The organism is Stenotrophomonas sp. DDT-1 (assembly GCF_001580555.1).
GTDB classification, from domain to species: domain Bacteria; phylum Pseudomonadota; class Gammaproteobacteria; order Xanthomonadales; family Xanthomonadaceae; genus Stenotrophomonas; species Stenotrophomonas sepilia.
In genome coordinates this window covers 1-14,703 of the sequence record NZ_LEKR01000052.1, presented here as the reverse complement: position 1 = coordinate 14,703, position 14,703 = coordinate 1, and the positions used below count along the sequence as shown (strand labels likewise).

Here is a 14,703-nt window from a genome sequence, read left to right as displayed (position 1 = left end):
GGCCGGGCGGGCTGCGCAGGACACGCTGTAAATACGTCCATGTAAGCTCGATCGGCGCATCCATGCGCCTCACGGTCCTGCGCAGCCCGCCCGGCCTCCCCTCGACAGGTTCCTGCGGGCGCGGACGCATCGAACCCAAGGCGGGAGCAAAAGCAAAAGCAAAAGCGGGCACTGCGGCTTCGGCTTTTGCCTTTGAATTTGAATTTGATCTTTCTTCTCCCGGCTACCCGGCGGGAGAAGAAGGCGCAGGCAATGCTTGAAGCGGATGGGCATGGGGGCAGCGCAGAACCGTTGGCGCCATGGATGGCGCCATCGAGCTTACATGGACGTATTTACAGCGTGTTCTGCGCTGCCCCCATGCCCATCCGCCCTCGGTACCGCCACCGCGTGCTTCATCACCCGGTAGCCAGCAACAAAAAAGGACGGCGCGTCAGCGCCGTCCCTCGATAGCCTCCCGCGCAACGGGAAGCACAACAGCTGTCAGCTGTGATCAGCCGGCGCGACCGCCGCCACCGCCGCCCTGGCCGCGGCCACGGCCGCCACCATTACCGCCACCGCCACGACGCTGGCCCTGACCGGCGCCTGCACCCGCGCGCTGCTGGCCGTTGCCACCGCCCTCGCGACGGCCACCACCGGCCTTCTTCGGGCCGGCATGCGCATGGCGCGGCGCATCACCGTGCGGACGGCGTGCGTGGCTCTTGCGCGGTGCGCGCTCGCCGGTATCGTGCTCGGCCTTGCCCGGCGCACTGTTGCCCCAGCGGATCGGCGTCTGCAGCTCGAAGCCCGGCACATCGCGGATGTCCATGTCGCGGCCCAGCAGGCGCACGATCGCGCGCAGCAGCTTCACTTCATCCTGCGCCACCAGGGAGATCGCCTGGCCGGTGGCGCCGTTGCGGCCGGTACGGCCGATGCGGTGCACGTAGTCCTCAGCCACCATCGGCAGGTCGAAGTTGATCACCTTCGGCAGCTCGTTGATGTCGATGCCGCGCGCAGCGATGTCGGTGGCCACCAGCACGGTCACGCGGCCGGCCTTGAAGTCGCCCAGCGCACGCAGGCGCTGGCCCTGGCTCTTGTTGCCATGGATCGCCGCGGTCTTGATGCCCGACTTTTCCAGGAACGTGGCCAGCTTGTCGCTGCCGTGCTTGGTACGGGCGAACACCAGGGTCTGCTCGCGGCTGTCCTGCGCCAGCAGGTGCAGCAGCAGGTCGCGCTTGCGGCCGGCATCGACCGGATGCACGCGATGGGTGATGGTTTCGGCCACGGTGTTCTTCGGCGTCACCTGGATCTGTTCCGGGTTGCGCATGAACTCCAGCGCCAGCTGACGGATGTTGTCCTCGAAGGTGGCCGAGAACAGCAGGGTCTGGCGGTTCTGCTTCGGCAGCTTGGCCAGGATGCGCTTGATCGACGGCAGGAAGCCCATGTCGAGCATGCGGTCGGCTTCATCCAGCACCAGCAGTTCAATGCCGGACAGGTCGACACTGCGACGCTCCAGGTGGTCGATCAGGCGGCCCGGGCAGGCCACCAGCAGGTCCACGCCACGGCGCAGGATGTCCAGCTGGTTGCCCATGCCGACGCCGCCGTAGATGCAGGCGCTGGGAATGCGCAGGTACTTGCTGTAGCCGCGCAGGCTGTCATGCACCTGGGTGGCCAGTTCGCGGGTCGGGGCCAGGATCAGCGCACGCGGCTTGCGCGGACCGGCACGCACTTCCTGCGAGGCGGTGCCCAGGTGCTGCAGCAGCGGCAGGCCGAACGCGGCGGTCTTGCCGGTACCGGTCTGTGCGCCGGCCAGCAGGTCGCGACCGGCCAGCGCCAGCGGGATCGCCTGCTGCTGGATCGGGGTCGGGGTTTCGTAGCCCTGCTCGGCAAGCGCACGCAGCAGGAAGGGCGCCAGGCCCAACGATTCAAAAGACATTGAGATTGCTCCAGGTACAAGAAACGCCTGTCCGAGCGGACAGACGGGGGCAGATCAAAGTGATCGGCTGACTCGGAGCGTTCCCGTGAACCGCGCTGCGAGAAGTTGGGTGCAGCCGGCACGAAGCGCAGGCTGGAATGCGTGACGAACGGCGTCGGAGTGGGGGCGGGCGAAGAGGGCGGACCCTGGTCGCCGGCGATCCCGGAGGGAAACGGACGGCCGCTGCAGACCTGCCTAGTCTAACCGATGGCTGAGACCTCGCGCAAAAAGCCCCGTTCAGGTAAGGGGTTCTCTCTGCAGGGCTGCGCCCTGCACCCGCAGAGGCTGAAGCAACGTCAAAGGCCGGCTTCCTGTGGGTAGGCGGGGTGGGTCCGGTGGCAGGGGGCGCTGCAAGTACGTCCATGTAAGCTCGGTCGCCGCATCCATGCGGCTCACGCCCCTGTCACCGGACCCACCCCGCCTTCGACAGTTTTCCGCGATCTGTCGAATCTCATTCGATCAATTTCGGTGTCTGACGGATCTCGACGATGAATGATGTGGATGTTCGATCAGTCATTGGGAACCTGTCGGGGGTGGGGCGGTGTGGGCGGGCAGGACCGTTGGCGCCATGGATGGCGCCATCGAGCTCCCAGGGATGGGTTTACGGCGTGTCCTGCCCACCCACACCGCCCCGCCATCCCACGGAATGCAGGCTTTTGACGTTGCCGTTGCTTCTGCAGGTGCAGGGCTGCAAGCCCTGCCGACCCCCACTACGGTAGGGTGGGCCGATGCCGCGCTGCAGCTTGGCGTCGCCGCAGATTTGATTACACTTGAAACTTGTTTGCCCACGACTCCGGACACCCACCCATGAAGCTTGGTTCTTTGAAGGAAGGCGGCCGCGACGGCACCCTGATCGTCGCCTCGCGTGACCTGCGCCACGGCGTGCGCGCCACCGGCATTGCCGCCACCCTGCAGCAGGCCCTGGAGGACTGGAGCCACATCGCACCGCGCCTGAACGCCCTGTACGAATCGCTCAACGCTGGCGACGCCGATGGCGTATTCGACCTCGATCCGCAGGCGCTGGCCGCACCGATGCCGCGTGCCTATGAATTCGTTGACGGCAGCGCCTACCTGCCGCACGTCGAGCGCGTGCGCCGCGCTCGTGGCGCCGAGGTGCCGGAGAGCTTCTACACCGACCCGCTGATGTACCAGGCCACCAGTGCGGGGTTCTACGGCCCGCGCGATGCGGTCAAGGTGGTCAGCGAGGACTACGGCATCGACCTGGAAGCGGAGATCGTGGTGATCACCGACGACGTGCCGATGGCGGCCACCCCCGAACAGGCCGCCGGCCACATCCAGCTGGTCGGCCTGGTCAACGATGTCTCGCTGCGCAACCTGATCCCGGGCGAGCTGGCCAAGGGCTTCGGCTTCCTGCAGTCCAAGCCGCGTTCGGCGCTGTCGCCGGTGTTCGTCACCCCCGATGAGCTGGGTGCTGCGTGGCAGGACAGCAAGGTGCACCTGCCGCTGCTGACCCACATCAACGGCCAGTGGTTCGGTGCGCCGGAGGCGGGCGTGGACATGCAGTTCAACTTCGCCCAGCTGGTCGCGCATGCGGCCAAGACCCGCCCGCTGGGTGCCGGCACCATCGTCGGCTCGGGCACCATCGCCAATGAAGACACCAGCAAGGGTGCCTCGTGCTTCGCCGAGCAGCGCGTGGTCGAGACCCTGCGTGACGGCAAGCCGAGCACGCCGTTCATGTCCTTCGGCGACGTGGTCCGCATCGAGATGCTCGACGCTGCCGGCAACAGCATCTTCGGTGCGATCGAGCAGCGCATCGAACAGGCGGCCAAGCCCTGAGCATGGAGGCGGCGATGGAGATTCCGGTCGACGACGGCATCGTGCTGCACACCTACTGGCGATCCAGCGCCGCCTACCGCGTGCGCATCGGCCTGGAGCTGAAGGGCCTGGCCTGGGAGGCGCGGCCGGTGCATCTGGTGCGCGACGGTGGCGAGCAGCACCATGAGGCTTATCGTGCGCTCAATCCGCAGCAGCTGGTGCCGACCCTGCTGCATGATGGGCACACGCTGACCCAGTCGCTGGCGATCATCGAGTACCTGGAAGAGCGCTTCCCACAGGTGCCGCTGCTGCCGGCCGATGCTGCGGGCCGCGCACGGGTGCGGGCGCTGGCGCAGCTTGTGGCCTGCGATATCCATCCGATCAACAACCTGCGGGTGATGCAGTACCTGGAACGCGACCTGCAGCTGCCTGCCGACGCCCGCACGCAGTGGACCCTGCACTGGATCGCCGAAGGCTTTGACGCGATGGAAGCGATGCTGGCCAACAGCCGCGACACCGGCACCTTCTGCCACGGCGACCGTCCTGGCCTGGCCGACATCTGCCTGTTGCCGCAGCTGTACAACGCCCACCGTTTCGGCCTGGACCTGACGCCGTACCCGACCCTGCGCCGCATCGAAGCGGCCTGCCAGGCGCTGGACGCCTTCGACCGCGCACGCCCGGAATACCAGCCCGACGCTGCCTGACGGGCCGCTTCGCTCGCCGGGCGCGGCCCGGCGCTACCGGTCCCCGGTCCGTGGTAGCGCCGGGCCATGCCCGGCGGATGCCCCATCCCCTCGCAACATCTGCCGAAGGTCTTCCCGGAACAGCCGATAGCCGGCCTCGCGGCGTGCATCGTCGGTCTGCCGCAGCACCCACGCCGGGTGCACCGTGGCGTAGCCGCGGGTGCCGTCCTCGAGGGTGTGCCAGCGTCCGCGGTCGCGTGAGAAGTCGAAATCTCGACCGAATACCGAGGCTGCCGCTGTCGCGCCCAGGCACACAATCACCTGCGGCCGCACGCGCGCGATCTCACCCATCAACCAGGGCCGGCAGGCCTGGATGTGACGGCTCTCCGGCCGCTTGTGCAGCCGCACCTTGCCGCGCCGCTCATGGTGGAAGTGCTTCACCGCGTTGGTGAGGTACAGCGTGGCGCGATCGATCCCCAGTTCCGCCAATGCGCGGTCCAGCACCTGGCCGGCAGGTCCTGCAAATGGCTGCCCACGCAGATCTTCGGTGTCACCGGGTTGCTCTCCGACCAGCATCACCCGCGCATCGGCAGGCCCCTGCCCGAACACGGTCTGCGTGGCCTGCTCCCACAACGGGCACTGGCGGCAGGCGCTGGCCTGTCCGCGCAGATTGTCCAGGCTGCTGGCTTCGGCTGCCGATGCCGGAGGGTTCGCTCGCAGCGGAATCCTGCGTTGCGGTGCCTGCGCGGGACGGTCATGCATTTCCTGCACGCGGTCGGCGGCGTCGCGCACCAGGCGTGGCAGCAATCGGGCTTCAGGCAGGTGGCGCCAGTACTTGGCCGGCATCTCCTGCATCATCATCCGCGTGTTGAGCCGGGCCGGATTGAAGATGCTGGCGTAGTAGGTCTGCCACAGCGACTCGCGTGCATCCTCGGCCGGGGCATCCTCGCGCCGTGCACCGGGGCCGAAGGCAAGCGCCTGCCCATCCCAGGCGACGCTGCGCGAAGGCGTGAGGATGGCCCAGCGCATGCCGGTGAAACGGCGCGCGAAGAACGGCGCGACCCGGTCGACGATGTGGTGCTGTGGCTCGAACCAGGCGATGAATGCATCAGGCTGGCCAGGCACTTCGCGGAAGCGCACGAATGCCTTCATCTTGTGCGTGTCGCGGCGGACCGCCTGTGCCATGGCCATCGCCCTCAGTACGTCGGCATCGGCAGGGTTTGACAGCACCGAGCGTTCGCCATGGGCGATGCGCCACAGCAACCGGTACAGGAGGGCCATGCGTTGTCCGTCGCGATGGCACAGGCAGGTGGCCGCCAGTTCCAGGAAGTCGCGCGGTACCGTCGGTGCGCCAGCATCGGCCTGTGCGGGCGCCGAGGTGACCGCGGGCGCGTCCAGCAGTGATGCGTCGCTGCCCTCGAGCCAGTCCAGCTGCTCCGGCGCGACGCCGCGCAGCAGGGCTTCGCGCGCACCGCTGCGCCAGGCCTCCAGCGACCATGGCGGATCCACCCGCAGCGACCAGCGCTGCGCGTCAGGCCGCGGACGGGGCATCGAACAGCGAACCCTGTCGCGGCGGCGGGGCCAGCTGCGCACGCAGCGCCGCCGGGTCGTCCAGTGCTTTGCGCGGGTGATGGTCGGCCAGCAGCACGAACGGCAGCAGCTTGCTCATCGGTGCTTTCAGGCGCGCGAGGTCGGCCACGCGCAGCCGCCCGTGACGGCGTGCCATCAGCACGCGCTTGACGTTGCGCACGCCAAGGCCGGGCACGCGCAGCAGCATCTCCTTCGGTGCCCGGTTCAGATCGACCGGAAAGCGCTCGGGGTGGCGGATCGCCCAGGCCATCTTCGGGTCGATATCCAGGTCGAGCATGCCGTCCTGGGTGGTATCGGTAATCTCATCCACGCCGTACCCGTAGAAGCGCAGCAGCCAGTCAGCCTGGTAAAGGCGATGTTCGCGCTGCAGCGGTGGCGGCTGCAGTGGCAATTGCCGGCTGGCGTCCGGAATCGGGCTGAACGCGGAGTAGTAGACCCGGCGCATGCGGTAGTTGCCGTACAGGCTGTCGGCGCTGGCCAGGATCTGCCGGTCGTTTGCCCCGTCCGCGCCGACGATCATCTGGGTGCTCTGCCCGGCCGGTGCGAAACGGGGAGGGCGCGGGCGAGTGCTGCGGCTGGCCGTCGGTGCCACCGCTGCGGGGGCCTTGCGAGCTTCCTTGGCTTCCTCGATGCGCCAGCGCAGCTCCCCCATCGCGCCACGGATGGAATGAACCGTCTTCTCCGGCGCCAAGGCGCTCAGGCCGGCTTCGGTCGGCAGTTCCACGTTGATGGACAGGCGGTCGGCATAGCGCCCGGCACTGGCCAGCAGGTCCGGCGAGGCCTCGGGAATGGTCTTGAGGTGGATGTAGCCGGCGTAGCGGTGTTCTTCGCGCAGCTGCCGGGCCACTTCCACCATCTGTTCCATGGTGTAGTCCGCATTTCGGATGATGCCGCTGGACAGGAACAGGCCCTCGATGTAGTTGCGCTTGTAGAAGTCCAGGGTGAGCGTGACCACCTCATCCACGCTGAAACGTGCACGGGGCACGTTGCTGGAAACCCGGTTCACGCAATAGGCGCAGTCGTAAATGCAGAAGTTGGTCAGCAGGATCTTCAGCAACGACACGCAGCGGCCATCGGGCGTGTAGCTGTGGCAGATGCCCATGCCCTCGGTGCTGCCGATACCGCCACTGGCGCGCGAATCGCGCTTGCCCGAGCCGCTGGAGGCGCAGGAGGCATCGTACTTGGCGGCATCAGCCAGAATGGCCAGCTTGCGGATGGTTTCCATTGAGGAAACCTACGGATGAGCGGTCTCATTGGATGAGACCGCCCCTGAACTCTTCAGAAAAAGGGGATCGAGGGGATCAAGTCGCAAGTGCACAAACGACTTGATCTCCTCCGTCCCCTTTTTCGTGGGATCAGAAGCCGTGGGTGATGCTGGGTGCGCCCGCCGAGAAATCGGCGTACGGGTCGTGCTCGCCGCTGCTGCCTTCGGACAGGCGGAACTTCAGGGCCAGGCCATCGCGCGAGTCGGCCGCGCGCAGCGCTTCCTCCTGCTCGATGGTGCCGGCCTTGGCCAGCCGGAACAGGCACTGGTCGAAGCTCTCCATGCCTTCTTCCAGCGAGGCTTCCATCGCCGCCTTGATCTCGTGCACCTGGCCGCGGCGCAGCAGGTCGCGGATCATCGGCGTATTGATCAGCACCTCGGTGGCCGGCAGGCGACGGCCCTCCTTGTTCTTCACCAGGCGCTGGCTGATCACCGCACGCAGGTTCAGTGCCAGGTTCATCAGCACGTTCTTGTGTGCGCTTTCCGGGAAGAAGTTGAGGATGCGCTCGATGGTCTGGTCGGCGTTGTTGGAGTGCAGGGTCGCCAGGCACAGGTGGCCGGTCTCGGCGAAGGCGATTGCCGCCTCCATCGTTTCCGCATCCAGGATCTCGCCGATCAGGATCACGTCCGGCGCTTCACGCATCGCGTTCTTCAGCGCGTTGTGGAAGGCATGGGTGTCCAGGCCGACCTCGCGCTGGTTGACGATCGACATCTTGTGCTTGTGCAGGTACTCGATCGGATCCTCGATGGTGAGGATGTGACCGGTGGTGGTGCTGTTGCGGTGGTCGATCATCGACGCCAGCGAAGTCGACTTGCCGGAGCCGGTGGACCCCACCACCAGCACCAGCCCGCGCGGGGTCATGATGACGTCCTTCAGCACCTGCGGCAGGTTCAGCTCCTCGATGCTCGGGATGCGGCTGCGGATGGCGCGGATGACCATGCCGACCTCGCCCCGCTGCTTGAACACGTTGACGCGGAAGCGCCCGGCATCGGGCAGGGCGATGGCCATGTTGAGCTCGAGCTCGCGCTCGAACTGCGGCACCTGGCCCTCGTCCATCAGCGAGTAGGCAATCTTCTTCACCATGCCCGGCGGCAGGCCGGTGTTGCCCAGCGGATAGAGCTTCCCCTCGATCTTGATGTAGACCGGTGCCCCGGTGGTCAAAAACATGTCCGAAGCGTTCTTTTCGGTCATCAGCTTCAGGAAGTAGCCGATATCCATTGCGAATTTTCCCCAACGAAACGGCCGACGCCCGTTGCCAGCACGGTGTCGGCTTGACGACAATGGCCGTGAACCGACAACCGGTACGGCCTCCCCAATGAAACGACTTAGCTTCGCACGAATGCGCCATGGCCTGTATGTGATGACGTTTGCATTCGCACTGTCTGCCCCCGCCTGGGCGCAGGACGCCGCCCTGGAACTGGCGCAGGCCCGGCAGGCGGTCGACAAGGCCACCCAGGCCGATGCCGACCAGTACGCCCCGGACCTGATCGGGCTGGCCCGGCAGGGGCTGGAGCAGGCCCAGCGCGCCGCCGGCGACCGCCGCGAGCGCAAGAACGCCCCGGCGATGGCCCTGCGCGCTGCCGCCGATGCCGACCTGGCCCGCGTCCGCAGTGAGGAAGCCACCGTCACCGCGCAGCTGCAGCTGCGCCGCAACGAGGTCAACCAGCTGCAGCGCCAGCTGTCGACCGGGGAGGACCGCCGGTGAAGCCGATGACCGCCGCAACCCTGGCCGCGCTGCTGGCGCTGCCGACCCTGGCCACGGCCGCCGACAACCCGATGGTGGCGCAGCTGAGCCAGCGCCTGATGGCCATCCAGGCCAACCCCGATACCGCTGAGCTGGGCGCCTTCGAGCGCATGCAGGCGCAGCAGGCGATCGCCACCCTGGACAAGGCCAAGCGCCGCGACCAGGAGCTGGCCACGTACCTGGCCGAGCGCCGGGTGGAGATTGCCGAGACCGCCGTGCGCACCGCGCTGGCCGCGCGCGAGGTCGACCGCCTGGAGCGTACCCGCAGCGACCTGCTGATCGAGGCCAGCCGCCGCGATGCCGCCCGTGCCCGCCAGGAAGCCGAGCAGCTGCGCATGCAGGCGCAGATGCAGGCCGAGGAGGCCGAACGCCTGCGCCAGGCGGCCGAGGCCGAGACCCTGGCCCGCCAGGACGCCGAGAATGCCCTGACCAGCGTGGCCGGCAAGCAGCAGCAGCGGCTGAGCGCTGCCCAGCAGAACGCTGCCAGGCTGGCCCGCGAGGAAGCCGAGCTGGTGTCCGGGCAGAAGCTGCCCGGTTCGAAGTTCGACGCGCGCGGTGAGGTCTTCACCTTCGGGGGTGACGCGTTCGCCGCAGGCGCCTCCAGCCTGTCCGGCGGCGCGCGCAACCAGGCCAAGGCCCTGGCCGAGTACCTGAACATCGGCAAGAAGGGGCGCCTGCGCATCGAGGCCTACGACAGTGCCAACGGCGTGGGCCAGAAGCGTGCCGAAGCGCTGCGCGACGCCCTGGTCGCAGGTGGTGTCGCCAGCAACCGGATCCAGGTCAGTGGCAAGAAGGCTGCGTCCACCCGGGCGCGCTCGGCCGAGGTCATCATCGCGCCGTAATGCATTGATATTGTTTGTTTTTCGTTGCAATGAGCATTCAGCCTGAACCCCGCCCCGGCGGGGTTCGGTCTTTTTGTCGCAGGGGTCTTGTACCCCGCCCTGAGCAGGCGTAGGGTCAATCGTCCGGGACGCAATGCCGCGGACCGGACGATGGGAGGGCCGGGCCGATGCAAGCAGGGCGCGAACCGCAGCAGATCGACGTGCGCAGGCCAGTGCCGCAGGTCGTTGCAGGCGTCCAGGTGGCCATCGGCCGGCACTCCTCCATGAACAACGCCCCGTGCCTTGCGGCCGGGGCGTTCGTGTATCTGTCGAAGGAGGTCCATCATGTTTGAAGATCAGCCCCAGAGCGAGATCGACGCCCGTCGCGCGCGTGATCCGGAGTTCAGGGCACTCCATGACCAGCACCGCAAGTTGAACAAGAAGTGCATGGACGCGGAGTTGGGTGTACTCCCGATCGATGATGTCACCCTGGGTCGCATGAAGCGTGAGAAGCTGCTGGCCAAGCAACGTCTTCTGCGAATGTACGAAACACCGCTCCCAGCGACGTCCCCCACGCTTTGACGCACTCCGTCGCGCCCGGAACGGCGTGACCCGGCCATCGATGGCCCCGCCGGGCGCTCCTGCCCCGGCATCGCGGCACCGCCGATGAGGCGGCCGCGCCAAGGCACCACAGGCGGTGGTGCCTTGGCCTGCAGGCACCACTCACCGATGCGGGCGGTACCGGTCTCCTCGTCGATCCGGGGCCGCCCGCATCCCTTTACGGGGCCGGCGGGCGGCATCTCCGCGCCGACCTGACATTCAGCGCCATCCGTCGGATAATCATCGGTCCGGCCCTGCGTGGCGCGAATCGAAAGTCCTCCGAATGCCCATCCATTCTTCCGTCCTCGAACTCATCGGCCAGACCCCGATCGTCAAGGCCCAGCGCCTGGACACCGGCGTCTGCGAGCTTTACCTGAAGCTCGAGAGCGCCAACCCGGGCGGATCGATCAAGGATCGCATCGGCCTGTCGATGATCGAGGCGGCGGAGCAGCGGGGTGACCTGAAGCCGGGCGCAACCCTGGTCGAGGGTACCGCCGGCAACACCGGCCTGGGCCTGGCACTGGTGGCCCAGCAGAAGGGCTACAAGCTGATCCTCGTCGTTCCCGACAAGATGAGCCGCGAAAAGATCTTCAACCTGAAGGCGATGGGCGCCGAAGTGCGCCTGACCCGTTCGGACGTCGCCAAGGGCCATCCCGAGTACTACCAGGACCTGGCCAAGACCATCGCCGAGCAGACCCCGGGCGCCTATTTCATCAACCAGTTCGGCAACCCGGACAACCCGGCCGCGCATGAGTTCGGCACCGGCCCGGAGATCCTCGAGCAGATGGGCGGCGACCTCGACGCCATCGTGTTCGGCTGCGGCAGCTCCGGCACCATGACCGGCCTGTCGCGCGCGTTCGCCAAGCTGTCGCCGAAGACCGAGCTGGTGCTGGCCGATCCGGTCGGCTCGATCCTGGCCGAATACATCAACGATGGCGTGCTCAACGACAAGTCGGGCAGCTGGCTGGTGGAAGGCATCGGCGAGGACTTCCTGCCCTCGATCTCCGACTTCAGTCGTGTCAAGAAGGCTTATGCCATCAGCGATGCCGAGAGTTTCCACACCGCGCGCGAGCTGCTGGGCAAGGAAGGCATCCTCGGCGGTTCGTCCACCGGCACCCTGCTGGCCGCGGCGCTGAAGTACTGCAAGGAGCAGACCACGCCGAAGAAGGTGCTGGTGCTGGTCTGCGACACCGGCAACAAGTACCTGTCCAAGATGTACAACGACTACTGGATGCTGGACAACGGCTTCCTGGAGCGCCCGCAGCATGGCGACCTGCGCGACCTGATCCTGCGTCCGTACGGCCAGCGCGACACGGTGGTGATCGGCCCGAACGACCTGTTGACCACCGCCTACCAGCGCATGAAGCTGTACGACGTGTCGCAGCTGCCGGTGATGGACGGTGACCAGCTGGTCGGCATCGTCGATGAAAGCGACGTGCTGCTGCATGTCTACGGCGACGAAGCGCGCTTCCGCGACACCGTGGCCACCGCGATGGTCAGCAAGCTGGACCGGCTGGACGTGAAGTCGCCGATCGAGGCCCTGCTGCCGGTGTTCGACCGCGGGCAAGTGGCGATCGTGATGGACGGTGACGCCTTCCTCGGCCTGATCACCCGCATCGACCTGCTGAACTATCTGCGCCGTCGCGTGCAATAGGCCGCCGATCGCTGCCGTTCACCGCTGAATCCCGGTTTATCCGCGTCAAAGGTCGTTAAGGCCGCGCTGATAGACTCCCGATCCTTTGACGGCGCCGCACGTCGGCGCCATTCAGGAAACGACATGTCCAACTCCTCTTCGCCCGACCGCGCGCTGGCCCTGGCCACGCTGGCCATCCACGGCGGCCAGTCGCCCGATCCCAGCACCGGCGCGGTGATGCCGCCGATCTACGCCACCTCGACCTATGCCCAGTCCAGCCCGGGCGAGCATCAGGGCTTCGAGTACTCGCGTACCCACAACCCGACGCGCTTTGCCTATGAGCGCTGCGTGGCCTCGCTGGAAGGCGGTACCCGCGGCTTCGCCTTCGCCTCGGGCATGGCGGCCAGCTCGACCGTGATCGAGCTGCTGGACGCAGGCAGCCACGTGGTGGCGATGGACGATATCTACGGCGGTAGCTTCCGCCTGTTCGAGCGCGTGCGCCGTCGTACCGCCGGGCTGGATTTCAGCTTCGTCGACCTGACCGATCTGGCGGCCTTTGAAGCCTCGATCACGCCGAAGACGAAGATGGTCTGGATTGAAACCCCGACCAACCCGATGCTGAAGATCGTGGACATCGCCGCGGTCGCTGCCATCGCCAAGCGCCATGGCCTGATCGTGGTGGTCGACAACACCTTCGCCTCGCCGATGCTGCAGCGCCCGCTGGAACTGGGCGCGGACCTGGTCCTGCATTCGGCCACCAAGTACCTCAACGGTCACTCGGACATGGTTGGTGGCATGGTCGTGGTCGGCGACAACGCCGAACTGGCCGAGCAGATGGCGTTCCTGCAGAACTCGGTCGGTGGTGTGCAGGGACCGTTCGACAGCTTCCTGGCCCTGCGCGGCCTGAAGACCCTGCCGCTGCGCATGAAGGCGCACTGCGCCAACGCGCTGGCGCTGGCGCAGTGGCTGGAAAAGCACCCGGCGGTGGAGAAGGTGATCTACCCGGGCCTGCCGTCTCACCCGCAGCATGAGCTGGCCGGCAAGCAGATGGCCGGCTACGGCGGCATCGTCTCGATCGTGCTCAAGGGCGGGTTCGAGGCGGCCAAGCGCTTCTGCGAGAAGACCGAACTGTTCACCCTGGCCGAGTCGCTGGGCGGTGTGGAAAGCCTGGTCAACCATCCGGCGGTGATGACGCATGCTTCGATTCCGGTGGCGCGTCGGGAGCAGCTGGGGATCAGTGATGCACTGGTAAGGCTGAGCGTGGGTGTTGAGGAGCTGGGGGATCTGCAGGTGGATCTGGAAAGGGCGTTGGTAGCGGTGGCAAGCGCATGAGCGAGTCACAGCAAGCCATCACCGCGATCCGCCTCACCGGGCCGCTGGATGCATTGCTGCGCCACCGCAGCCTGACCTGGGAGCTGGCACGCCGTGACATCCTCGGTCGCTACCGCGGCGCCAGCTTTGGCCTGTTGTGGTCGCTGATCAGCCCGTTCCTGATGCTGATCATCTACACGCTGGCCTTCGGCTATATTCTGAAGTCACGGTGGCCGGGCGCCAGCGGCAACATTGCTGATTTCGCTATGTTGCTGTTCGTGGGTTTGATCGTCCACGGATTCTTCGCCGAATGCCTGACACGCGCGCCCACCCTCATTACTGGCAATACAAATCTGGTTAAGCGGATTGTGTTCCCGCTGCAGGTCCTGCCGTGGACCATGGTGCTTTCCGCGCTGTTCCATGCGTTCACCAACACCATCGTGTTTTTGGTGCTGAACTTGGTGGTGCGCGGTGAACTGCATGCCACGGTGCTGTTCCTTCCCTTTGTATACGCGCCGCTGGCCATCGGTCTGCTGGGCGTGGGCTGGCTGCTGTCGTCGTTAAGCGTCTTCCTCCGCGACATCACCCAGATTACCGGGGTGCTGGCGACGGCGATGCTGTTCCTTTCCTCGGCCATCGTTCCTGTGGAAACGTTGCCGTCCAAGTACCAGTTCGTGTTCATGCTCAATCCCCTCACCTTCATCATCAATGAAGCGCGTGATGTAGCTTTCTGGGGGCGCCAGCCTGATTGGATTGGATTGGCCGCTTATACGGTCGGTGCAACCATCTTTGCTTTCATGGGCTATGCCGTGTTCCAGAAAACCCGTCGGGGGTTTGCCGATGTCCTCTGAATTGGCTACGCAGTCGTCCAGCTCCGAGCTCATCGTCGATGCGACCGGCGTGGGCAAGTGCTACCACGTGTACGAGCGCCCATCGCACCGGCTCCTGCAGGGGCTGACTGGCGGGCACCGGCGCTACTACCAGGAATTCTGGGCCCTGCGCGGTGCTGACCTGCATCTGGCACGGGGCGAGACAGTGGGGTTGATTGGTCGCAATGGATCCGGTAAATCGACCTTCCTGCAGATGATTGCAGGTACCTTGACTCCCACCGAAGGCAGCATTGCGGTGAAGGGGCGGGTTGCTGCGCTGCTTGAACTCGGGAGCGGCTTCAACGCGGACTTCACTGGCCGGGAGAATGTGTACCTCAACGCCGCCATTCTCGGCCTCTCCAAAGCGGAGGTGGATGAAAGCCTCGACCGCATTCTGGGATTTGCTGATATCGGAGCCTTCATCGACCAGCCAATCCGCAATTACTCCAGTGGCATGGTG

The 14,703-nt window shown here is 66.3% G+C and carries 14 protein-coding genes; 10 read left to right on the top strand and 4 right to left on the bottom strand.

Annotated elements, in window-relative coordinates:
- Positions 1 to 62 precede the first annotated feature (62 nt).
- Positions 63 to 260: a hypothetical protein gene (locus AB839_RS21610; RefSeq protein WP_154350189.1), complete on the top strand. Its 198-nt coding sequence runs from the start codon at positions 63 to 65 to the stop codon at positions 258 to 260.
- Positions 261 to 490: 230 nt separating this feature from the next.
- Here the strand turns inward: AB839_RS21610 and AB839_RS18510 are convergent, their stop codons facing one another.
- Positions 491 to 1,912, bottom strand: a complete 1,422-nt coding sequence (locus AB839_RS18510; protein WP_061480480.1) for a DEAD/DEAH box helicase — start codon at positions 1,910 to 1,912, stop codon at positions 491 to 493.
- A gap of 846 nt (positions 1,913 to 2,758) precedes the next feature.
- On the opposite strand from AB839_RS18510, the gene AB839_RS18505 reads away from it, so the two are divergent.
- Together AB839_RS18505 and maiA are read left to right on the top strand one after the other, a co-directional pair.
- Positions 2,759 to 3,748, top strand: a complete 990-nt coding sequence (locus AB839_RS18505; RefSeq protein ID WP_061480479.1) for a fumarylacetoacetate hydrolase family protein — start codon at positions 2,759 to 2,761, stop codon at positions 3,746 to 3,748.
- A 14-nt stretch (positions 3,749 to 3,762) separates the two neighbouring features.
- On the top strand, positions 3,763 to 4,431 hold the full coding sequence (gene maiA / locus AB839_RS18500; protein WP_061480487.1) for a maleylacetoacetate isomerase: 669 nt from the start codon (positions 3,763 to 3,765) through the stop codon (positions 4,429 to 4,431).
- 33 nt (positions 4,432 to 4,464) lie between these two features.
- On the opposite strand, the gene AB839_RS18495 is transcribed toward maiA, so the two are convergent.
- From AB839_RS18495 to AB839_RS18485, 3 genes are all read right to left on the bottom strand, one after another.
- A complete protein-coding gene (locus tag AB839_RS18495) occupies positions 4,465 to 5,961 on the bottom strand; it encodes a UdgX family uracil-DNA binding protein (protein ID WP_061480478.1) in 1,497 nt (498 codons plus the stop codon).
- Positions 5,942 to 7,225 carry a putative DNA modification/repair radical SAM protein gene (locus tag AB839_RS18490; protein WP_061480477.1) on the bottom strand — a complete coding sequence of 428 codons (1,284 nt, stop codon included), beginning with the start codon at positions 7,223 to 7,225 and terminating at the stop codon, positions 5,942 to 5,944. Before AB839_RS18490 ends, AB839_RS18495 begins: the two co-directional genes overlap by 20 nt.
- Before the next feature lie 130 nt (positions 7,226 to 7,355).
- Positions 7,356 to 8,483, bottom strand: coding sequence for a PilT/PilU family type 4a pilus ATPase (locus AB839_RS18485; protein WP_049416904.1), 1,128 nt, complete (start codon positions 8,481 to 8,483; stop codon positions 7,356 to 7,358).
- A 121-nt stretch (positions 8,484 to 8,604) separates the two neighbouring features.
- Between AB839_RS18485 and AB839_RS18480 the strand changes: the two genes are divergently transcribed.
- From AB839_RS18480 to AB839_RS18450, 7 genes are all read left to right on the top strand, one after another.
- Positions 8,605 to 8,970 (top strand): DUF4398 domain-containing protein, encoded by a 366-nt coding sequence (locus AB839_RS18480; RefSeq protein ID WP_061480476.1) that lies wholly within the window; start codon positions 8,605 to 8,607, stop codon positions 8,968 to 8,970.
- A complete protein-coding gene (locus AB839_RS18475; protein ID WP_080375071.1) occupies positions 8,967 to 9,851 on the top strand; it encodes an OmpA family protein in 885 nt (294 codons plus the stop codon). The genes AB839_RS18480 and AB839_RS18475 overlap by 4 nt, the downstream gene beginning before the upstream one ends.
- A 324-nt stretch (positions 9,852 to 10,175) precedes the next feature.
- Positions 10,176 to 10,412: a YdcH family protein gene (locus AB839_RS18470; protein ID WP_061480475.1), complete on the top strand. Its 237-nt coding sequence runs from the start codon at positions 10,176 to 10,178 to the stop codon at positions 10,410 to 10,412.
- A 301-nt stretch (positions 10,413 to 10,713) separates the two neighbouring features.
- Positions 10,714 to 12,084, top strand: coding sequence for a pyridoxal-phosphate dependent enzyme (locus tag AB839_RS18465; RefSeq protein WP_061480474.1), 1,371 nt, complete (start codon positions 10,714 to 10,716; stop codon positions 12,082 to 12,084).
- Positions 12,085 to 12,207: 123 nt separating this feature from the next.
- Positions 12,208 to 13,395 carry a cystathionine gamma-synthase gene (locus tag AB839_RS18460; protein WP_061480473.1) on the top strand — a complete coding sequence of 396 codons (1,188 nt, stop codon included), beginning with the start codon at positions 12,208 to 12,210 and terminating at the stop codon, positions 13,393 to 13,395.
- Complete coding sequence (locus tag AB839_RS18455; protein ID WP_061480472.1) at positions 13,392 to 14,225, top strand: ABC transporter permease; 834 nt, start codon at positions 13,392 to 13,394, stop codon at positions 14,223 to 14,225. Before AB839_RS18460 ends, AB839_RS18455 begins: the two co-directional genes overlap by 4 nt.
- Positions 14,215 to 14,703 (top strand): ATP-binding cassette domain-containing protein (locus AB839_RS18450; protein WP_156476693.1); only part of this gene is annotated, 489 nt, incomplete at its 3' end. The genes AB839_RS18455 and AB839_RS18450, both read left to right, overlap by 11 nt.